Origin of the sequence: Pseudomonas sp. P105 (assembly GCF_032614175.1) — a bacterium.
Classification (GTDB): Bacteria; Pseudomonadota; Gammaproteobacteria; order Pseudomonadales; family Pseudomonadaceae; genus Aquipseudomonas; species Aquipseudomonas rhizophila.
The window spans coordinates 1-22,410 of the sequence record NZ_CP126694.1 but is presented as its reverse complement, the minus strand read 5'-3'; the positions used below and the strand labels follow the sequence as shown (position 1 = coordinate 22,410).

Annotated in this window: 17 protein-coding genes; all 17 read right to left on the bottom strand. The window is 53.5% G+C overall.

Features of this window, described 5'->3' with window-relative positions:
- Positions 1–43: 43 nt before the first annotated feature.
- Positions 44–7,438, bottom strand: a complete 7,395-nt coding sequence (locus QOM08_RS28345) for a DUF4165 domain-containing protein (protein WP_316913322.1) — start codon at positions 7,436–7,438, stop codon at positions 44–46.
- A gap of 128 nt (positions 7,439–7,566) precedes the next feature.
- A complete protein-coding gene (gene traV / locus QOM08_RS28340; protein WP_316913321.1) occupies positions 7,567–8,064 on the bottom strand; it encodes a type IV conjugative transfer system lipoprotein TraV in 498 nt (165 codons plus the stop codon).
- Positions 8,065–8,074: 10 nt separating this feature from the next.
- On the bottom strand, positions 8,075–9,391 hold the full coding sequence (locus tag QOM08_RS28335) for a TraB/VirB10 family protein (RefSeq protein ID WP_316913320.1): 1,317 nt from the start codon (positions 9,389–9,391) through the stop codon (positions 8,075–8,077).
- A gap of 12 nt (positions 9,392–9,403) precedes the next feature.
- Positions 9,404–10,444, bottom strand: a complete 1,041-nt coding sequence (locus QOM08_RS28330; RefSeq protein ID WP_316913319.1) for a type-F conjugative transfer system secretin TraK — start codon at positions 10,442–10,444, stop codon at positions 9,404–9,406.
- A 184-nt stretch (positions 10,445–10,628) separates the two neighbouring features.
- The gene (locus QOM08_RS28325) at positions 10,629–11,267 is read right to left on the bottom strand and encodes a TraE/TraK family type IV conjugative transfer system protein (RefSeq protein ID WP_316913318.1); all 639 of its coding nucleotides are present in this window, start codon (positions 11,265–11,267) and stop codon (positions 10,629–10,631) included.
- Positions 11,267–11,554, bottom strand: a complete 288-nt coding sequence (traL, locus tag QOM08_RS28320; protein ID WP_278917684.1) for a type IV conjugative transfer system protein TraL — start codon at positions 11,552–11,554, stop codon at positions 11,267–11,269. Before traL ends, QOM08_RS28325 begins: the two co-directional genes overlap by 1 nt.
- Positions 11,551–12,336, bottom strand: coding sequence for a DsbA family protein (locus tag QOM08_RS28315; RefSeq protein WP_083182169.1), 786 nt, complete (start codon positions 12,334–12,336; stop codon positions 11,551–11,553). The genes traL and QOM08_RS28315 overlap by 4 nt, the downstream gene beginning before the upstream one ends.
- A gap of 87 nt (positions 12,337–12,423) precedes the next feature.
- Positions 12,424–13,071: a DUF4400 domain-containing protein gene (locus QOM08_RS28310; protein WP_083182168.1), complete on the bottom strand. Its 648-nt coding sequence runs from the start codon at positions 13,069–13,071 to the stop codon at positions 12,424–12,426.
- Positions 13,064–13,420, bottom strand: a complete 357-nt coding sequence (locus tag QOM08_RS28305) for a hypothetical protein (RefSeq protein ID WP_083182167.1) — start codon at positions 13,418–13,420, stop codon at positions 13,064–13,066. Before QOM08_RS28305 ends, QOM08_RS28310 begins: the two co-directional genes overlap by 8 nt.
- A 14-nt stretch (positions 13,421–13,434) precedes the next feature.
- Positions 13,435–15,264: a conjugative transfer system coupling protein TraD gene (traD, locus tag QOM08_RS28300; RefSeq protein ID WP_316913317.1), complete on the bottom strand. Its 1,830-nt coding sequence runs from the start codon at positions 15,262–15,264 to the stop codon at positions 13,435–13,437.
- Positions 15,261–17,822, bottom strand: coding sequence for a MobH family relaxase (mobH, locus tag QOM08_RS28295; RefSeq protein ID WP_316913316.1), 2,562 nt, complete (start codon positions 17,820–17,822; stop codon positions 15,261–15,263). Before mobH ends, traD begins: the two co-directional genes overlap by 4 nt.
- Positions 17,823–17,922: 100 nt before the next feature.
- The gene (locus tag QOM08_RS28290; protein WP_316913315.1) at positions 17,923–18,966 is read right to left on the bottom strand and encodes a YqaJ viral recombinase family protein; all 1,044 of its coding nucleotides are present in this window, start codon (positions 18,964–18,966) and stop codon (positions 17,923–17,925) included.
- A gap of 185 nt (positions 18,967–19,151) precedes the next feature.
- Positions 19,152–19,655, bottom strand: coding sequence for a hypothetical protein (locus QOM08_RS28285; protein WP_083182163.1), 504 nt, complete (start codon positions 19,653–19,655; stop codon positions 19,152–19,154).
- Entirely contained in the window at positions 19,636–19,815 is a 180-nt protein-coding gene (locus tag QOM08_RS28280; protein WP_278917681.1) for a hypothetical protein, read from the bottom strand. The genes QOM08_RS28285 and QOM08_RS28280 overlap by 20 nt, the downstream gene beginning before the upstream one ends.
- A 95-nt stretch (positions 19,816–19,910) precedes the next feature.
- On the bottom strand, positions 19,911–20,120 hold the full coding sequence (locus QOM08_RS28275; RefSeq protein ID WP_316913314.1) for a hypothetical protein: 210 nt from the start codon (positions 20,118–20,120) through the stop codon (positions 19,911–19,913).
- A 234-nt stretch (positions 20,121–20,354) separates the two neighbouring features.
- Complete coding sequence (locus tag QOM08_RS28270) at positions 20,355–21,446, bottom strand: RecT family recombinase (RefSeq protein WP_316913313.1); 1,092 nt, start codon at positions 21,444–21,446, stop codon at positions 20,355–20,357.
- A gap of 67 nt (positions 21,447–21,513) precedes the next feature.
- Entirely contained in the window at positions 21,514–22,029 is a 516-nt protein-coding gene (locus QOM08_RS28265; RefSeq protein ID WP_316913312.1) for a single-stranded DNA-binding protein, read from the bottom strand.
- Positions 22,030–22,410 lie beyond the last annotated feature (381 nt).

Sequence of the window (22,410 nt, the reverse complement as noted above, 5' to 3'; positions counted from 1 at the left end):
GTCGACGGAAATTAAAAAGGGCCGCTTTATGCGGCCCTTCCCTTTACTTGTTGGAGACTGGAGGAGATTCCGCGCCAGAGTTATCGATGCCTACCAGGGTAATTACCGGTTCGCCATTTGGATAACGCCACATTGGTACAGAGATGCTGTTAGCGCTGAGAGCCTGCTGCTCACCATTGATGAACCAAAGGTTTTTGGCCATCCGGCCATCTTCATCAGTACAAACGGCTTTTGCCAGCCAGGAGGTTCGACCGACCACAACCTCTAGTTTGCAAACCGGGGGCTTATTCCTTGCGACCGAAATGTCAACCTCGCCTGCTGCGGTGTGGCCCATTGCGCTGGCGACATCCAGTTTCACCGTATACACACCCTCTTTTTCAAGGGTCGCCCGCCCATAGTCCCCCGAGCTAGATAGCGTCTCCCCGTTGAGACTGAACGTTTTGCTGAGTATCTGATCCTTAGGGTGTCCGCCGGTGATTGACGGTCGGATCAGAACGCCCAGCGGGGCACGATTCGCGTCGTTATCCCCACTCCAGGACAATTTCACATCCCACGGAATAGGCTCCAAAAACTCCATCTCTGTTTCGGCATAGCTATAGTTGCCCCGCGAGTCGGAGATATGAGCGCCGAATGTGTAGATACCCGGCTCAGTCAGCCGCACGATACGACTGGTCTGGTTGGTGTCCTTGATCATTTGTAGGCCAGCGTAGGGTGGGATATCCCACTCGATGGTCAAGCCCTCGAATTCTCGGAACAAGCCAAGAGAGCGAGCTGTCATGGTCAAGTCTGCCGGCGCATACTTCGCTGAGTATTTCGTGTTGATCTTCCACTCAGGCCAGTCATAAGACCAGAAAATAAGACGGTGCTGAGTTAGTCCCAAACCGCCTCGATCCTCATACCCATTGATCCAAGATCGAACGCTGATGTAGCTCTCTTCTTTCTCCATGTCCTCCCGAGTGGGGGTGTACTTCACTTCAGTGGAGTCGACGACCGTGCCGTCAGGCAGAATGAACTCACCATCCATTGTCATATCCATTTTCGGGTACGGCATCATCAAGTTGGCGACCCAGGTAGCTTCCTTTCCTACCTCAGGACGGCGCGGCCCGATTATCTGTACCCGAGGCGGTCGGACAGGTCTGAACGCAACACCTGCGCGGAGGGTTTTGTAGACGCGCTTGTCCTCTGGGGAGTCGGAGTACTTCAGCCTGGCCGTCAGGTACACACGATCAGCGGAATTACGGCCCAGTCGGTAGGAGCCGTCCCCAGCGACCCAAGTTTTACCGCGATCCTCCGACCATTCCACAACCATTCCGGTCGTATCGAGCGTATTACCTTTGAGGTCAGTGAGTTTGAACGTGCCGCTATCACCAATAAACACGTTTGCTGGGCCTTTGAGGCGGGCAACGGGCACGACATAGGCAATAACTTCGACTGTAGGCGTCATGGATTTCGCGCCGCTATGGCGGTTCGTCAACTCTGCCCTCAGCAGATATGTACCCCGCTGAAAGATCATGCTGAGACGTTGCGGCAGCTTCGCATTAGCCTCAACGCCTTCCCACGACACACCACCGTCTTTGCTCATTTCCCAGCGAACCTCACCAATGTCTCCTGCCTGGTAGCGATCATTGGTGACGGCGTAGAAGCTGCTGCGAAGAGGAGCTGGGCCGATAACGCGCAGTGCCTGAATTGACCCATCAAGGGCGTCGCCGTTGAGAACGGAGAGCACCATTGGCGAGCCCGACTCTCGAATCAGCTCGTATTCCGGCACCGGAGAGCGAACACGAGCCTCAGCAATGATGCGAACCGCTTTGTTCGTTAGCGATTGCAGATCGACCTCGAACTCAACTTCCCCGTTCTCGTCGATTGGCTCCCAGTTTGTCATTGGCTCGTAGTTGACCCCGGCAGTTGTCGAAAGCAGGCGAATGTCCCAGTCGCCCATGCTGCTCAGCCGATACGCATCCTCCATGTAGCGGGTGTCTTTGATGGCCACGCGGATTGGAAGGCTAACCGTATCCAGGACGGTTCTCTCGTCATTGAGAATGACAGGGAGAATTTTGTCGTGAGGGACCGCCAGGAGTGATGCGGTCTTGGTCGACCTCATATTTGGGAGCGCGGTGTATCCAACGTCAACGGAGTATGGCGTTACGCTCCACAGGGGGGCCTCGGCCCCTTCGATGTAGCGCGTAAACCGCTGGGAACGGCCGTAGCTCGGAATCGTGGAACGTTCAATCACTGCATCCGCCCGGTTAATCGCCACGTCCAGGGAAGCCGCGATTGCGGTCACTGATGCGCTACCAACATAGCCGCCGAGCTGTGAGACCGAATACAGCCCCTCCTTCACCAGGTTGCTTGCCGGCATATCGATTTCGATTTCGGGCGGCTGGATCACATTTACGCTGTGCTCTCCGTAGCCGATATCAATTTCCTGACCACTCGGAGTAAACATGGATGCCTTCCAGGAAATATTGTTTGCCCCGAGCAGGCTCATTGCTCCTTCCGCAAGTGGAGTGACGGTGTTGCGCTGCTGGGCCATGCCTTCTGGCATCTGCATCCAACGAATAAGACAAGATGGGCGGCTCGACCATTGCTGTGCTGTCTTTTTTGCAACGCCTTCGTTCGCTGTTGCATCACATACCGGACCATCGGTGTGACGCAGCGACAAGGAAAGCTCCTGGACTTTCTGATAGGCCTCTCCGGGTGCTGGCTTCAAGGCAAAACGGATCTGATCAGCGACCGGAAGGATCTTCAGATCACGAGTGAAGCTCGCAACCTTGTATTTAACGCCACTAGGGTCAAACACATAGGCGGTAGCCTCGATAGCTTGGTTCCCCAAAGAACTACCACCGGCATCCATCATCAGGTTGGCCAAGGTACTAGCGTTGCGCCACTCATCTGGGGTTTTGGTCCAGGTGACGTAGCAAGCACGATCCTGAAGTGCATTTTTCGTCTTCGCGACAACTTCGCTGGTCATGATGCTGCATGCCCCATTGCTCGGGCTGAAGCTGATTTGAGTACGGCCAGACGCTTGCAAAATCTCCCATGTATCAGCCGTCAGTGTGCCCTCCGGAGCCCATACGGTCACCGGCACGGAATACACGGGGCCGGTCATGTCCGCGCGACTGAGATAGACGATCGCTTGCCCATCTACCCCAACATCCAGGCCGCCTAAACGGGCCTCCAGCAGTTCAGCACTCAATTTGGCAGGTACCAGACGCATACCAATACCTTGAGAAAGCTCACGATGCTCCAGCGTCACCCCAACTTTCGAGTCAGGCGTGACGATAGCAATGATCTCGCCGCCGAGCGCCTGAATCACTTCCTGGTCGGGAATCCTGAGCGCAAAGGCACCCAAACGAGTAGTCATTTGGTGCCTCACGGCGGGTATGCTCGGGGCTACAGAGGTAGGCTTAACTTCGCGGTCTTTGAACATTTCCCAGGCCGGGACAAGCTTCAGGACAATATCTTGATCGACATAGAGACCATCTTGGTCGATAGCACGAATTTGAACCGAGGTTTCAGCCTGGCCATCGGTTTTATAGGTGATGCTCATTCCCTCAACTGTCACGTGGCCATGAGCTGGCTGTTTGACGACTTGTAAGGTGTGCGAGCCCCAGTTGTTCGGATCGATCACTTTCAGATCGGCCGTTCCACCGATTCCTGCATACACCTTCACCGTCGAAGGGGTGATAGCCGTTGGCGCAAAATTGAACTGAGTAACTGTGACCTTTCCCTCCCCTTCAACACTGAGCCCTTCCTGATCCGTGGCGCTGAAGGTGAACGAATCCTCCCCGTAGAAACCCGGATTAGGGGTGTACTCCATACGGCCATAGAACACACGGACAGTCCCGTGCGCCGGGTTCGTGAGGATCTTGAACGTATGGCTGTCCCAGAGATTGATGTCATGCACCTCAGGATCAATTTGGTCACTCACCTGACCTTCGCGGGCCTGAATGGTTACTCCCGTCCAGGTAGGGGCGTAATTGAACTTCGCGACGTTCACAACCGCGGTCGCTTCAGCCCTCATCCCTGACACGTCCTGCACGCGGTACCTGAACTCATCGGAGCCAACGTATCCAGTGTTCGGGGTGTAGGTGAACCCGGTAGGGGTCGCGACTACAGCGCCATGGGACGGACCCGACAGAACTGAATAGGTTTTCTTCTCCCACGCCGCAGCGAAATCCTCTACCGGAGTTGCGTCCACCGATGAGCTTTCATTGACGTCGACCGTCAGTTTCGTTGTTACAGGCGGCTCTATTACCTGAATTACCGATTGCCCCTCTTCGAGGGTGATCTTTTTCCCGGTGGTGTCGTAGACGCTAGCCGTCCAGCGGATCGGATGCTGCCCGGAACGAGTGAAAACGCCGGTCAACTCAAGCGGATCGAGCGCTTTGATGCCCAGGTCTTTCGGGACGACCGAGAACTCAATCAAGCACTTTAAGGCCCCGCCACTCATGCCTGCGCTCTTTGCCGCTGCGTCATCACCAGTGATCGAGCACGTAGGTCCGGAACGCTGCGTCATAGTGACGGATGCAGTCTCAATCGCACGAGTAACACCTTTCTCATGCAGCGATTGGACGAAGGTTGTTGAGCCGGTCGCGGCTTTGACGCTCAGTATTTCTTCACCGCTGCTGAGCAGTACCTTTTCAGTGCCCCTGTTGAATACATAGAGAGAATAAGCAACCTTCTGCTGGCCTTCGTCGAGGACTCGCCCTGTCAGCTGAGTGACCGGGTGAGGTGCACCGGAAACCTCTACTTGTTGAAGGCCTCGGGGAATGCTCGTCCATTCAAGCAAGCAGATGGGCGTCTTGATGGCATCGGCAGACCTTGCCACCGCGGGAGATGTCGTTAGAGGGCAAATGCTGCTAGCTGAAGCTGACAGTTTTACCGTGGTGTCAGTCATTGCCTGAACTGGATTCTTATCGTTGATGCCCAGCGTGACCTTGGGCATCCAGGTATTAATATCGGCATAGACCACAGGAGCGTTCGGCGCGGAGGTAGAAATGATCACGCCATTCCTCCCTGTAGCACCTTGAGTTACTGGGACAACAGGGAGTGATATTTTACCGCTGGTGTTTGTGAAGTTGAGTTGGCTAATAGTTACTGTTGCTCCCGGATTGACGAGCACACCGCCAATCATTAGAGGTGTTGCTGCGTCAGACCTGAGAGTTGCTAGCAGATCATAAACACCAGAAACTGGCGTCCCATCAGCAAGCTTTAGTTGCTCGCTATTAATCACTACAGAGCCATCGTTACGATTAAACTCTTTTGGTACCGCAGGGATATTAACGAGACCGTTAACATGTCCCACAATCCCAGCCATCTTAGGACTATAGAGGAATGTGGTTGAGCCGACGCCCACATTCTGCTGTGCGTCCTGCGCATTAACTCGAAGGGTGTAACTCTCTCCTGCTGTCAGCGACGGGAAAAGGATCGGATACTCGAGGCCGTAGGTAGTCGCATTGATTTTGCGGAACGAAAGAGCAATCGACTCATTTGCAGGTCCCCCGGTCAATGCAATAGAAGTAATCTTGGGCGCAGGATCTTTGTTGTCTGTTACGGTAAAAGTGATTTTGTCGAGTGTATCAATAGTATCGCTCGCACCTTTGCTTACTGTAACAACAGGTTTTGTCCGGTCACTCTCGAACTTGAACAGTGGAAGCTTTGTTATTGCACCTAAGTTTTCGCTAGCGACGCCAACAAGGTCATGAGAGCCCTCCGGTAAAGTTTTCAAATCAAATTCGTACTCAAAATACTCCCCAGACGACGAAGTAAGTTTCTTTGTGACGCTTAGCTGCGTACCGCTAGCATTTTCAAGCCATGATGCTCCATGGCTAAGAGCATTTTGAAATGCGCCCTGTTGCGGCTGTCTGACGTTCAGAGTAAGAACCATACTAGACGAGTCATATGTGTAACTGAGGATTGGCAGGTACAGGTCGTTCCAGTAAATATTCGCCCATTGCCCGGTTGCGATCAAAGAACCATCCGCACTCTTCAGAACTCCTTGGTCATGTAGGTAACCAGCAGTGCCTTTACTGAGTTTGACATTAACCGCAATTTCGCACTGGGTCTGCCCAGCGGGAATAGTACAAGTGCCCATATGGGTAGCAACCTGATCAAACGGCCGCGCCTCAACGGTATAACGAACTTTGCTTACAGTAAGAGGGAGTTCTTGCGGCGAAACTACCCTACCGGAATAATTGAGCCATCCTTTATCACTAAAGTAGTACTCAATACGGCTTATAACAGGCGTTTTCGGAGCGGATGGGTGTAATACCAAATTGTAAGAAATAGTACCTTGCGAGCCCCATTCCCCGAAGTTATAAAACCTAATATAGTTATTATCCTCAGCGCGATAGGGAAGCGATCCGACAAGGTATACGTATGCGGAATCCTCACCAACAACTTGATTTTCACCAAAGCTATTGATGAAGCGCAACCCGCCCTGCCGATAGGTATGCCAATTGCTCTTAGGAATTCTCCATGCAAGTCGTATCGGGTTAGTCTTTACATAAGACCCTGCTACATACGGAACAAACCCTTTTAGGCCAGGTGCAAGGGTAGTCGTCGTACTTGGGTCATACACACCAAACGGTTCAGTTGGAACGTTTGCAATATTGTCGAACATAACCTTCTGACGCTTGGTTACTGTCGAGTTACCTGCTTTGTCGGTAACAACAAACTCTAGCCCGAATACTTCATCCAAATCAGAGTCAGGGAAGAAATTTGTCCGGTACTGAATCGAGGCGGTCTTAGTTTCTTCCGAAAACAGCACATTGTGTTCTTTATAAAGAGCGCCAGACTCGCGGTAAACCTTAGCAGTGACCTTGCTTATGCCCGATGAGTCAGAGAAGCCATCTAGGACGAAGCTCGAATATGTCAAAGCATCAATTGCTGCAAGGCCTAGTTTCCACACTTCGCCAGAGAGAACCGGATCACCCCATGTATATGGACGTGGGGCAAATTTCCCTGCTACTGGGCCGGCAGTATCAATGACAAGAGGTACGTTCTCAGTTTGAACAATCGCGCCTGCACTAGAAAGTATTTCTGTTTTTACGGTATAGCGGCCATCGGGTAGCTTTGGACTAGTAAATTCTTCCGCGTAATAGTTGTCGCCGTTGTATGAGATAACGTCGCTCGCCCCAAGAACCCTTGAGCTTTCCTTAGTGAAGGCAGGTGCGCTGGCACCGTTCGCAGTCACCGCTATGCGCAGCTTTCGGTCAATACCACCGCTAACCATGAACGAGATGCCAGAGGATGGGCTGATAAAGCCTGTGCCTGGCTCCGTATTGGTTTGATTCCCCTCACTGTTCGTATAACCGTATTTAACAAGGTCAGCATACGCACCATTGATTGGCACAATGGCCAAAGCGAGTGCGCCTAAAAGCGCACCACTCACCTTATTGAGGAACGATGGTCCTCGGGTCTTATTCTTACCCATCGTGGAACTCCTTTAACTCGCGTTGGCAAGCGAAACCTTAGAGTGTGTTTTGTTAGGTCTTGAAACGACCAAATGCGCCCGCTTTCGCAAGGCGCATTTCTGCTCCATCACCGGCACTTCGTTATTTTCTACTTGGCAGGTTTAGCCTGCGGCGGCTGAACGACTGTAAGGGGGCGCAAGGTAGGTGTTGGCTGGGGGTTTCGAGCGCCGATCTCCCAACGTCGCGCTTCAACTTCGGTATAAATGAAACCTGGAACGTACAGGTCGCCTTTCTCGTCCTCCCATGGATCAATTGCAATACGCATCACCACAGCTTGCGAACGAATCGGAAGCGGATTCCGGGCTCTCATTGGTACAGGTGCGTTATCTGATCCTTCAGCAATCAGCACGCGGGTAGCATTGCCAGTCGATGGGTTGTCGCTGCTAACCGACCCTCCCTCTTGTTCTTTTTCAAGCTGTGTCTTGTAATCATCACCTTCGGTGGACGAATACACATCTTTTGCAGACATGCAGGTGACACCTTTTGGCATACCCTTACATGCATATTCATCTGAGCCCAAGCCTATGAGGCTATTGCAACCAGTGAGGGCCGTTACTGCAACCACCAACATAAATATCTTGATCATTACGTTGTCCTTACTGATTAACATCATTGACTTTAAGAGTGGTGGCATTGAACTTTACGGTCATGCCTTTATTAACGATGAAGTCGACTTCACGCATTGCGTCGATTTCAATAACAGGAAAGATGTTTTCTGCCATCTCTAAGTAGAAATCTGCTATACGTTCAAGGGCTGAGCCTGCTCCGCTAAATCCGGCAGACTGAAGAGCGTTGCTATCGAATGCCTGCTCGTAAACCGGAGCTACTGTTTTGCCATTGTCACTAGCTCGAGTTACGTTGATTGTCGGCACCTTTTGGACGTTAAAAGCACTGGCTATACCTTGGAGAAAACCCGCCCCCAAGCTTCGTGCGATGATTTGCCCTTGTTTGCTTACCAGTCGGCCACGCAAGCCTGCTTTTCCGTCTTCACCTGTGGCAAAGGCCTCAATGCTTGCTTCAAGCACCGAGCCGTCATTGCGGACGCACGACATACGTTCTGCACGCATATAGGCCCGTTCAGAACTTAGATCCCCCCACCCACCAGCGATCATGAAACACTCACGGAAATCCGCTCTGAAGCGGTTGGGGAGAATTGCTTCACTCTTGATACGGATGAGGCTTGGGAAGGGGTCACGCTGTGCCTGCTTACCTGTCGGCGCATCCATGCCTGTGACCAAAACACCCGACAACATTGAGCCCGCGGGCAACGTCACAGAAAGCTCCTCTGGCTTATCGTTTTTACCCTCGTCCTCCTTTGCTTTGATTACCCGGATCTTTGGCGCTTCCGTTTTCTCGGTGGATCGGGACTTTGGGTCTTCCGGCGGCTCTGGTGGCAAATTCGAGTAAACATCTGTCAGCTGTGCCGGCGAGCTCGTTGCCTTGTTGACGAATACCGATTCGCGAGGAGGGATAGGGGACCGTGTCTGGTTGGCGGCGGAACTGTCGGAGGAGTTATCCCCGTTCTCACCGGTGCCTTTCTTATCGCGTCCAACCCGCGCCAACTCTTTCTGAACCAGCTGGAGCTCTTGCTCCAAGCCGCTCACCTTCTCTTGCGTGTTTTTTAGTTGAACGTCTTTCTCTTTCTGCCCCAGAGTTCGCTCAAGACGGTTTAGCTGCGTCTGAAGCTGTCGTTGTTGGCTCGCAAGGGAGTCCATGCCCAGCGCACGAGGGTCTTCGTCAGTCAGGATGGCCTCGACCTGAGGCTTTGCCGCTGCGCGTGACTTACGCTCGGGAGTCGCTGCGTTCATGGCCAGGCCTACGACAGTGCCGACGATCAAAACCGTCCCACCGATGGCAAGCATCAGCTTGCCCCTCGGCGTGAGTTTTTCGAAGAATTGCTGAATCGCTTTCACGGATGGTTCCCCTTACTGCAACAGGCTTGGGCGGGTGGAGCTTTGCGGCACTTCGGTCGGAACCCGAGTGACCACAAACACCTCTGTTTTCTGGCCAGGCTCAAGCACCTCATCTGGCCATGCGCTTACAGCCGCTCGATGAGGGTGAGTGCAAGAGGCGTGATCGAACTCGACAGTCTTGGCCGACACGTTCTCCGCCGTGGCCACGAAGACTTTGAAGTCATGACCTTCGATCAGCTGCGACTTGCTGAAATCGAAGCTGAGGCTTGGTTGCGCGCAGGCAGGGATCTTGTTGCCGTTTGTAAGAGCACCGAAGCTGTATCCACGTGGGAGCTTGCCCAGCGCCATTTCGCGCATCAGGGAGCGAAGCGTGTCCATGTACGGCTGAGAGCGTTCCCATTTCCGGGCTTGGCCGCTGTAGTTCGTAGACGAACTGACTGGCAGGCCGCTCGCAAGGCCTTGAACATTTTTCGCCAGAATCAGGTTTGCTTGGATGGGAGGAACGCCCTGCGGCAATAAGGTCAGGGAGATTGCTACGGTCTCATCGTCGTCCGGCGTGACGTACATAGTCACCGGCTTATCTTCGAAAGTTGTGACGTAAAGAACGTTACCGCTTACCGAAATATCGGCCGTGCTCACTGTCTGGACTTTAGGTACATCGAACGGCGTGACGATACGGTTCATTTGGCCACGGCTGATGGGAATCAGGGTATTGGTGCCACTCGAAACAACCACGTCTTGGCGGGACTCGATTGGCTGCGCTGGCACAGGCTTTTTCATAACGCTGGCCGGCACGCTGGGGTTTTCAGCAGAGCCCGGAGTGACGGCGACCAGACGTTGCTTCTTTTCCGTCTGAGGTTCCTCCTGGCGTTCCGAGACGCTTTCTGGAGTAGCGACAGGCTTGGCAACCACATGAGGCTGCACGCTGGCAGCAACTGGCATGTTCATGCCTGGTATCTGAATCTGATCCTGGGCAACAGCTGGCAGTGCAGCCGCCATAGCCAGTACCAGCACAGCTGGCTTGAAAAAATGGAGGGAAACTGGAAGTGACATCGAGACGACCTCTGCTCTGAGTTGTCGTCAATTCTGGAGGGCATTCCGCCGCTTGAGTCGCGTTTTCAAGCAACTTTTGCGTCTGAAAACGGAGGGCAATTCTGTATAGGCGTTGACCGGCGATACCCAAAAAAAAGCCCATGCCAAAAACATCGGCATGGGCTTTTTGTGCCTCAACTTGGCGCTACTGATTCTTTTTTCTTTTCTCGCGCTCTGCTTGCTTCTCGGCCTTACTGTTCTCGCGATCAACTACATCCTGAGTTCGAGCATCACCAGAGTTCGTGCTGAGCCAACTCAGTACTGGCTTGTAGTCTTTGATCACAATCTCAAACTCGTAGGTTCGGTTGCTACGCTTTTTATCGCCAGCCGGCCCTTCACTAACGGAGCGGCCAGTAACGTAGAACTTGTTCTCGTTGAGATTATCGCGGAGCACCTTCTGCGGCTCGAAGCTCAAAGTCACACGATCCTGGCGGATCTGATGAATTTGAGTATCGAGAACCTTCATCGTGTCTTGATAGATGGCCTTATCGAGGATAGGCCCCAGGGCATCCTTCACTACAGAGGCATTATGCGGAGTGACGTTACCCAGCATCATCGCGATGTACAGAGCCCATGCGTCGGCATACTCACCGGAACTTTGTGTTTTGCTGACCCAGGCCTTCTCGGTCAGAGTGGGTGGTATCACGGTGACCACTTCATCCTTGTTGAGAGCAGAGCAGGACACCAGCAGATTGCTCAATACAAGGCCAGCAACGGCAATGCGCAGAAACTGATTTTCTCCGCGCATGCCATCAAACGAATTGCTAAGCGACTTTAAAAGCATCAGACGAACTCTCTCTCGTAGGAATTGGGCATGGATCGCACTCTCTTCCGGCCGATAGCTCCCCAGTGCCAGTAAATGGCGTGAAGCAGATAGCCGTCAGGGCGGTTGTCGCAGAAGCGGCGATAGAAGCGAGCGAGCAACAGACCCGCCACCGTGCAGAGAATTAGCTGTGCCAGGAGAACGCCGGCAACCAATCCAATTCCGATAGGCATCACCTCATCCAAACGCCAAAACATCACGTGAGGTGGCTGGTCGATGTATGCAGGTATTTTGATTGGCTCACTCACTTTGCACCCCCTGCTTTGCTGATGCTGGCGATCGCCTTAAGGATGCCTTCATGACTGGCGTTGGCACCTTGAAGAACCATCGACATGCCTGTCTGATTATCCAGGAGCAGGGTCGAAGGAGTCTGTTGGATGCCCAGCTTTATTGCTTGATCAAGGTCGCCGGTTACTCGTTCGATCGCCTGCTTCGAATCTGTGCAGGCCGCAAAGCGCTTCCCATCCAGGCCAAGCTGAGTCGCAAGGGATACGAGCGATTCTGAAACCCCCTTGCCGTTGCCACCTGTTTTATCGAACACCGTCTGGGTGTACTTCCAGGCAGCATCTGAACCACCTTGCTCACCAGCACATTCGATGGCCAGAGCTTGCCGGCGCGAAGCCTCACCAAGAGCTGGAACATGGAGAATTGCGGCATTAATTTGCCCCGCTGACGACTCGATGAGCGCTTTCAAGAGGGGGAAATGGTCGCGGCAATAGGGGCACTCCGTGTCCGTCATCTCGATGAGAGTGTATCGAGCAGATGCAGCGCCATAGATCCAGTTGTCCGGAGCTGCGGGGATATCCTCTTCTGGGTGCTGTTTGAGGTTGTCAACGATCTCCTGAATGGCGGAGGGGTCAATTGCCTGTGCTTTCGCTATAGCCAGTTCACCCTCGAGACTTTTGACCTGGCCTTGCAGCTCGCTCATGGTGGTGACGTGGTAGTACGAGCCCACTACCAGAGCGGTGGCTAGAGCTGTGATAGCGATAGCAAACGGGATCGTTTTCGAGGATGTCGTTTTCGTTGCCATAAGGGTCAGCCTGTCGTTGTGTTAGGGGCATTCTGCGGATAAAAGCCGCCTGAAAGTTTCGTTTTCAGGCGGTTTTTTGGTCAGAATTCAAATGCGCTTTGGCAGATTGCTAATCAGCACAGACAGCACGACAGGCAGCATGATGACGATGAAGGTTGAGATAACGAGCGGCGGTAACGGTAGAGGCATCAAGACGCTGAGCACGATGAGCATTCCGCCCCATGACAGGACGATCGCCGCGTTGTTATTCAGGAAGGGCGATGAGTAGTCGAATCCATGCCGCTTGGCATTCCAACGCATCCAGCCGGCATAAATAGCCGGTACCAGAACAGCGATCAGCAGCGGCAACCAGTAGAGCGTCAAAACGATCCGGTACACCATCTGGTAGATGATTTTCTGGACCGCCTCGCCTCGGGACTCAAGATACCGAAACCACCAATCTACGTTCTTCTCGAAAGCATCCACTGTACCGCCTCGAGGCATCAGCATATCGGAGACAATCTTTTTTGCCCCGGAGTCGATGACCAGTGCCGAGTAGTAGCGATTGGTCTTATCAAGCACCTTGTCCATGTCCGAATTGCCAAGCAACTCGACGCCCCACTTCCGCTCTTTCAGCATCACCGTATCCACAAGTTTGTTCGGAGCAACTGTGGCTAGCATCAGGATCAGTACGAAGAAGAACGCTATAGAGGCCATAACACCCTTTGGCCACTTTTCTTCAATTACGTCAGCCATTGATCAGGTACTCCCGGATAGGTTGCGGGACATTGGTTGTCTCGCACCAGCGGACGACATCATCCTGTGCAGGGGCGTTGCCGTAGCTCGTGAGGATCTGGAGGATGTGGCCAAGCACGACCCGAAGCCGGATGAAGTCGCTGATGCCCTCGCGACACATACGCTGGTAAGCCACCAGCACGTCGATCAGGGCAGCGCCAATCACCTCGGGTTTATGACCCGCCTCAAGCATCTTGAAGATGAATTGCGTGCCACAACGCCATTCCAGATCAAACGTGCGCAGGCGAGTTGTTGAGGCCTCATCCAGGCCAGTGAGCCGCTGAATTTCTAGTGGAATCGAGACAGTCATTTTTTACTCCGGAATCAGTTGGCAGTCGGGCCGGTGAGAATAGGGAGTCGCCCCTTGCGGATATCGCCGCCGGCGAAGATCGCAAGGAATTCCAAGTCGGGTAGTTCTCCGAGAAGAGCGGCAGGGAAGCGCTCACCCTCCTCCTGCATAAGACGCTCGCCGACATTACCTCCCTGCAACACTCCACCCTCACCTGCTGAGTTGCCCTGAGTTCGCATCACGTATTTGAACCGCGTCGGTGTCATTTTCTTCGATACAAACTCTTGGGTATCGGAGTCCAAGACGCGGAAACAAATGATGTTGTTGCAGTTACCAAGTACCTGCATTGCCTTGGCCTCGTCGCCCATACGGGCTACGAAATCGGCAATTGTCTGCGTCGCAATGTAAAGATTGATTCCCGCGCCACGCCCCTTGTTAAGCAGTTGAATGAGCTGGTCGTTGATTACTTCAGCAGCCTCATCAACAAATATGTTTACTGGTTTAGGCAACCTATGGTTGTAAATCTCACCAGCTGTAGAGGCCAAGTCGGCCAGAGCAAGCGAACCGATAGTCGAACCAACCATTGGGTCCGCAAGTGAATCGAGGCCGAGGTACAGAACTTGGTCAGCGTTGATTACCGAGTTGAGGTCGCTTATTAGTCGAGGATCTTCGTCGTCGGTGTGCGGAGATAGCAGTGGGCCCATCTCGCCCGATGTGAGCATTGTGAGAATAGGCAATAGACCGGCGATCATTTTGCTGAAGTGTGCCCGCTCGTGTTCGAGCATTGTCAGCAAACCTTCAAGGTCAGTATTCGCTTTGACCTTCGCAATGTCGTTGTAGTAAACGCGGCGCAATACCTTAGCTTTTTGCTCAAGGTCTTTTACTTTTGCGGACAAAACTGCTGAGTCCGCCATGCGTGTAAATTCAGCCTCCCCAAACACTTTCGCTCCATAGGCCATCACAACTTTGATTGTTAGCCCAGGAACGTCACCTTCGAGTGTCCGCCTGATTCCAACGAGTGTTGGAAGAATGTTGCATATCAGCATGGCCTGAATAACGCTGTTCAACGACATTTGGGCAAAGGCCTGGAACGGATCACCTGCCTTGCTCTGCATTAACACCGCGACCCTAGACGCAATTTCAGTAGCTCGGCCGAAGTTTTTCGTCAGAGATAAACGAACGGATTTGTCTGGATGCGCCGGATGGAAATATTTGAACAAGCTCGGTTTACCGACCGCAGCACAGGCGCGCTTACATGTAGCAGCAAGACCTTTATCCCCTTTTGGGTCAATTACGATAACCGCCTCTCCGCGGGCAACGCACTGAGCAATAGCGATATCAAACCATCGACTTTTTCCGGCACCGGTAGTACCAGTTATCAAATGATGAATAGAACGTTGATCGTGTGGCCGAAAGCATGGCTCTTCTTCTGCCATACCAATACCGTGTATCCACCGCGTGCCCTTCACATTGGCCTGGCGCCTACCTCTCTTTCCTAGAATGGCCTCTACATCCATTGCCTGAAGCTCAAAGGCGTATTGCCCGTGCATTTGCCTCCAAGAAAACGCCTCGCCGAAATAGAATTCGTGAGGATGACGCTTTACCAGCTCCATCACCTCCTCCAAGGTGATAAACGACAACTCTTTTCCAAGCAGACAAGCTTTTGCTTGGTAAACGCGTAACGCCCGTGGGATAGCAGCTAACGCGAATCCAGCCTGCACTCCAAGCGTGATCAGATATGGGGTTACCGGCATCTGCGTCATCAATTGAACGGCGGTGCCGGCGAGCATTGAAGAACCCCACGCAGCAGCTTCCCGCGCCTCGTAGTTTTTCCGCCAGTAACTGGTGTAATCCCATTCACTCATTTTTTGGGAAGCTCCTCGCAAAGGGGGCGAACGAAGATTTTTCTGCGCTTGGCGACCTTGACGGCATCGCGGAAGCAGAACACTGCGTTCTCTAGAGATGTTGATGTGATACCGAACTGCTCAGCGACATTCGTGAGCATGAAAGTTGTGAGACTGAGCACAGGCGAGCCGCCTATTTCCTCAAGTACGGCCTTCTCGATAAGCGACTTCACAGCTTGCTCGAGGCTTGGGATGTCGGCCTCGCGAAGCCGAGATATGTGAGGAATAGCCCAGTCCAGCTCCGCTAACTTGCAGTAGATGACGCTGTAGTCGGCGGTGAGCATGAAGCCTTCACGAGACTGTAGGGTGCGGGTCAGGGCCGGCCCTTCGACAGTAATGTCCTGCCACAACCATCCCGCATGGACGAGCGGATGGATGTCCTCAGCAAGGAACGAGGACTTTCCCAGCCGAACGAATACCTTATTTCTTGCTAATGCAGCATTCTCGGGGTCTTGAGTCGCCGTAATGAGCTTTTGGGTAAGGTCGGGTTGTTGCTCCAGTAGGTAGCACTCGTGCGCTGTGAGCTTCGATGCGACATCGGCGGGCAAGATGCTGGAAGCGGCTGAAGCCTCACCCGCCACAGGGCCAGCCTCTCCGACTTCTTGTTTCTTCGTTTCCATCGGCGGCGTAGCCTTACGCGTGCGTTTGCCTTGCCCCATGATGGTGTTGAGGGAGATCTTTTCCTGGCGAGGCAACAGCTCCTGCGCCCCTTGCCCTGATCCAGCTTGGGTATCAGCGTCAGAGGACTCGGTGCTCGTTTCAGCCTCAGCGGCCGGGATAGCCTCTTCCTGAGGGGGCTCAGCCACAGGCGGATGGGGGCTCAAAAAGAGCAGCATCTCCTCAAGACTGGCAGGAGGCTCCTGAGTTGCTTCCTCCGGCTCCGGCTCCGGCTCCGGCTCCATAGCTTCCTCTGGTTGGGAGGGAACGGTTACAACGGTGTTGTCAGCCTCCGGCTCTGACTTCGCAGCAACAGGGTCGCCTTCGACGGTGATCCACGCTTGATTGAGCGTTACCCCTGAAGAAGCAGTCGTTGGTACCGGCGCTGCTTGCCTTGGAGCAGCCTTTTTCTTTCTTGCTGGCTTCGAAGCCGTGGATTCTTTGTGAGATGCCTGCCCTGAATCGGCGTCAGTATCACCGTTCGAGTCACCGGTCAGATCAGCCCCAAACAGGTCTTCCTGATGCTCACTGAGCGCGTTCGCGGCTGCGCCGGCCGTATCGTTAGGGGCAATGACATCCTTCTGCTTTCCCTCCTTCCCAAGGCTGATGGATACGGGCGGCGGGATCGGTGTCGTTGGGAAAAGGATGTCCGGATTAACCAGCTTCATGCAGCGCAGCGCCGGACCTTTTCCGTTCTTACGCAGAAGGTGCGGTGTAACCAGCCAGTACAGCTCTCCGTTTGGCGCTCTCTCTGCTATTCCGTGCTCTACCAAGGTACCAATTAACGTGTCAGGTGACCTCGGGATGGCCACAACCCCGTCACCAACCAGCATCTTCACAATCTCTTCCGCACCCTGGTTCCAAACGATGTAGACACCATCAGTTGCAACCCATACGCGCCCGGCAGGAGTGTTTATTTTCCAGGTTCCGTCACTCAGCAAACGCAGCATTGCATCCGACACCAATCGCGGTACCGGGACGCCTGTTGCGTTGCCGCCGCCATTATTCGAGCCTCGATTGAGATCGCGCTTGGTGGATGCAGAGTCGGCCCACTTGACCAAATCGGTTAGAGGCGAGCTGCCGTTCCCGGAAATGGCATCGAGGAGCGCTTCGTAGATGTCGTGGCCACCTTCTATCAGCCACGCCTGTACAGCTGGCGGGATGATTCGAGTGGCTTGCGCTACGGAGACCTGAACGTGATTCCCATGCCTATTGGAATTCCAATGAAGGAAATAGCGGTTCAGCTTGTTTCGCACAGACCATTCATGAAGCGTCTCTTGCGCGTAGATCCACTGGTTATTGCCTTCAAAGTCAGTGGCGCGAATATCCGTGAGAGGCTTCCCTGCATCGTGTAGCAGACCTGATGCGATGCCCGCTACATACCACCGACGTAGACGCATACTTCGCCGTGCAGGCGTCTCGTTCGTGTCAAAAGCTGTCGTAAGGCACCCATCCAGGGTAAGTGAGGCGACCTCGAGGCTATGCCGGAGCAGCCCCCCTGGGCCTGAGTGATGGTGGTTCTCCGACGCCGGCAGCATGTGCGCCAACTCAGCGAAATTCACCAGGATCGGCTCAACGTAGAGCTGGAGGTCACTGGCAGGCATTCCGACTGAATGAACAATCCGATCGAACAGCTCGTGCTGATAATTGCGCATGAACCACTGCCCGCTAACCAGCCCCGGATAACCCTCTTGGTAAGGTGGGTACCGAAGGTTTCGCCAGTTATGGTTCTCCAGGTACCGCTTGATTTCAGGAGTAATCATCTGTTCGGCCGGGTGCGCGAAGCTGTCCGTAAGGGCACGCTCGCTTCGAGGCCACAGGCGTTTCAGGAATGAAAATGGAGGCATACGCTTCTCGGCCATGTTGTGTGCTGAGAATGATGCGTGAGGGATACCGCCTTGAGTTTCGTTTTCAGGCAGTTTTATGGTCGAAAAAAAACCCGGCAAGTGCCGGGCTGAGGGGTTAGAACCAGAAGGTTCCGAAAAACTGCGACGGTTCTTCGACCGTCTCATTCATTGCGTCCACCTTTTGCCGTATGCGGGGCAACGGTTCAGGCTTGGCCTTACTTTCATCGTAGGAGGCATCCACAGAGACCCGCGTAGCCATTGACGAACCAGTCTGGTGTCTCGCGATCACATCGGGCGGAATAACCGCCTCCAGCTCATGCGCAACACCTTTCCAATCCACAGTGCCAGCCACTTCGTAGCTCGTGACTTTCACACCCAGAGCATCGGCCCGGCGGAACTCCCCCAGCAACGGCAGGATCTCGGCCTCAAGGTCTTTTGCTTCCTTCGTGAGCACTTTCAACTGGGCCTTCAGCTCAGCAATCTTGCTCTCCTTCGCCCTCCTGGCATGTGCTAGGGGACGCCATGCAGCCAGGTCCAGCCTATCCAGCGGAATAACGTCCCGCTTCGGATCGGCCTCAGGCGGCACACCGCGTATCACCAGCCCCCAGAAGATTTCTTCTGCCTGAATGATTCGCCTCACCAGGAGGTCATCCCAGTCAACGATCAAACAGCAGGGTTCATGCTTCGGCGACCAAAACCAAAGGTAGCCGCGCCGTGCTCCACTGACGATCATTTGATGCATCACTTGCCAGCGGTACAGCTTAAATGCCTTGCTATGCTCCCTGAGTTGCAGCACCTCTAGATGGTTGGTTTCTGAGAGATTCTTGATCTCTACCGGAGACTTGTCATCCAGAACTCCATCGAACGATGCCCTAATGAAAGGGTATGCGGTCGACTCTGCACAGAACGGCAAAGCCATCTTGCCGTACTTGTCCTCAAAGGCTTGTAGCGCTAGCGGTTCGAACTTGACTCCCCTCCTAACCTGCGGGATTACCGACAAGTCAGCTGGCTCGACAATTCCGACCAGTTCTTTCCACAGTTCCAGGGGCGTTTTATCTGGGTTCTCACCCATGATGACCGCGCAACTGGTTGCACTGATGCCTTCCCTTCGCCACTCATGCCACTCGGGAGTCCGCTGTGCGATGTCAACGATCTTCATTGCTGACACCCCCATAGAACTCCAGCAAGCGGCTGGATTCAAAGGTCTTCATCTGATTTCTCCTTTTCTCAAGTTCACCACCCTGGCTCGAAAACCCAAGTGGCACCCCCAAAAAGGCGAAATCCCCTGAGGGCTTTCGCCCCCTGGGGGATGTTCTTTCTCTGGTGTTCCAGTGATGCTCACGCTTACGCAACCTTCGCATAGCGGGAGTAAATTTCTTCTCGCTTGCGCATGGCATCCTCGAAGCTCAACTGACCTGCATTGCAAGCCTGAATCACTGCGACGATCTCCATGCCGCGCTGCCATTCAACGGTACCCGACAATCGATCAAGCGCCCCCATATCGAGAAGCGCGTATCCATCGTCAAGCATGTCGCCAATGCACAGCTCCGGCGTGTCATGCGTGCAATGGCCGGTGAAGCCATCACGTTGAAACGCCTGCCACCGAAAGCGCCCTTGCTGAGATGCGTCTGGGATAAGAACACCCCAGGCATCCCGGCTCCGATGCTTCAGCGTCAAGCCAAGTCCATGGATAGCGAACTGACAGAGCAGGTATTCCAGGAGAATGAGCTTCACCTGAAATTGCTCGATCATTTCGTCAGCGTATTCCGCGAACGCACCACCCTCCTCTTTCATCTCCCCCCAGCTAGCAAGGGATTCCTTCAGGCGCTCAACGGTTGACGGTCGCATTGTTCTGCTCTCCTGGCAGGGAGTTGGTCAGAACGGAAAAGAAGCCCGGATGAGCTTTTTCTGCTTTGTCGATCGCTTCGCCGAAGGTGGTTGCTTCACAACGGAAGGTAGCCTTCTGCCGTGTATGCAGGATGGTCATCGATAGGATGTAAGTCCGCATGGTGTATCTCCTTCTCAGATTTTTAGCCCTGAAAAAGAGGCACCTTCCCTGTAGGGGCGATGCCCCCTCAGGGTGGTGTGTATTGCGGCTAAGTCTCAGTAAACAACGTCGACCGAGCGGCACAGCTCGTTGTAGTGATCAACCAGCTGATCGAGGAAGTAGAGAAGCTGAGGCCCTGTGAGGGGCGTGTTTTGGCCGATCATTCCGGCCTTCACCAAAGCGTCTCCGATTGCGGAGGCCAGTAGATCCCTCTGTTGTTCAACAGAGGGATCTAGGCTTTCTGCATCTTGGGTATGAGTTGCCATATCGTTTTCCTTTCAGAGATCGACAAGGGCAATCACCTGGCGGGATATGCCCCGTCAGGGAGTTTTTTTGCAGATGCCTACGGCAGCAGCAGGGTCAGAATGAAGACGATCAAGTCAGCCATCTGATTGGTTCCTTTTTAACTGACGGAGCCCCCCTTACGGGAAGGCCCCGTAGGGTTGTGGTCAGTTCGAAGCGCCCTATGCAATAAGGCCCCCCAAAGCGTTTTTTTAGCGTCACTCGCCTTGCGACTGAGCAACGTACTGGGCTGATTTCAGCTGGGTTACAGCGTAATCCCGAGCATCCACTGGCCACGTCGAAACGTACTCGAACGCCGGCTCCCAACTTTTTGCATCACGCGCACGACGCACGACTTCCGCAACCTTCTTGATCACCTTTGCAGGCAAATCAGCAGGTGGCGGAACTTGGCTTCCATCACGGACAACTTCACCTTCAATCACGTCACCTGCCGGGGCAGGATCTGCAAACTCTGGATTAGCCGCCTGTTCGGGCTGAGCGACAGGTGCCGGCTCCTGATCAACCTGGTTAGAGGTAGGCAACGGTTCAGGTGCCACGACATCAGCAGTGCCCATGTATCGCTCAACAACCTCAACTGGTACATCGTTTGAAGAGAACCCTTCCCCAGCGTCTGTATTGAGATACTGAATCACTCCGTCCAGCTTTGAGCCAGTCTGAGGCCAGTATTTCCTTGCGATCTTGATGGCCGACTTCTTGCGCATGGAATCTTCGAAGTCGACCCAAGGGCCTTTCTTCTTACGTTTCCACAGCTCCGAAGCATCGCGAGCAGCATTGATTTCATCAGCGGTAACCGCCTCAACGTGAACACGGCCATCAGGCAGAAGAGCTTCGACGTAGCAACCTACAAACTCCCCACGATCAGCCTTCTTATCGAAGGGGTTGAACGTATGGGTCGGGCTTTGTCGCTTCCCTCTGTACTCGAACTTGTCTTTCGAGTAGACCAATTCAACGATGCAATCACGGATCGCACCGTCGTTCACAGCGACCTTGACCATGCCCCTCCAGGACACGTCCAAAACCACCTGCCCGTCTCGGGGCACCAAGTACGCGAGCTGTCGGGATTGATTAAGAGTCAATCCGTATGCCGCAACCTGGCTAAACGCATTTCTAAGGCTTAGCGGGTTAGTCGTAGCGCACTTGCACAGATAGTCGTTGTTCATCATGGCCTGCGATGCAAACAGCAGTTCATTTTTGAACATCACGTCAGTCTTCGACGACTCCACTAGCTTGATGAACTTTTCTTCTTGCTTCGCAATAATTGCAACTGCGTTTTGGAAGTTATCGCTCATTTCATTTTCCTTTCTAAAAAGAAAACGCACCCGGAGGTGCGTTAATTCTTGACTGACTTCTGCCTGATTAGATGATGTTTAGAAGCAAACGGCTAATAGGGGCAAAAGGGATGTCGTCGTCGAAGCTGTCAAAATGCTGATCATGCTGTGGAGCAGGATCGCGTGGTGACTGACTAGGACGTTGTTGTTGCTGTTGCGGACGCTGCTCACGGGGTTGCCCTTGAGAGTTGTCGCGCTCTGGCCTACCACCCAGGAGCTGCATTTTGCCCTGCATGTCGACGATAATTTCGGTGGTGTACCGTTTGATACCGTCTTTTTCCCACTCTCGTGTTTGAAGCTTACCTTCGATGTATACCTGCGATCCTTTCCGCAAATACTCACCAGCGATTTCAGCGACTTTCCCAAACAATGAAACACGGTGCCATTCGGTCTTTTCGACTTTCTGTCCCGTCTGTTTGTCTGTCCACTGCTCACTTGTTGCAAGGCTGAGATTGGTTACTGCATTACCGTTAGGTAAGTAGCGAGTTTCTGGATCTTGACCACAGGTACCAACCAAGATCACTTTATTTACGCCGCGAGCCATAGTATTTCTCCATTTAGATAGAACTACGGGGCGGCATTACCCCAATACGGGGGCAATAGCAGCCCCGTTGGGGTTTGGTTTTTCATGGGTTTTTGGTTGTACTTTTGAGACGGCCAACAAGCCGACCATGCGACGAAGCGCATGACTAAATCAGTCCACACATGTGGGCTGACTTAATCTGGGAATTCATGATGGTTGAGATCCAACCATGAGGCGCTGGGCCTGAGAGATGGACTGCAAGGCCTGCAATCCGAATTTATAACGCCGAGCTACTCGACGTGATAGGAAGTCTGCAACAAGCAGAATCCATTGGCAAGCGTGTTTTTTACCAACGTTTTTTCAGTCGCTTTTTCGTCCTGAAAACGGGCCATCCCCTCATCT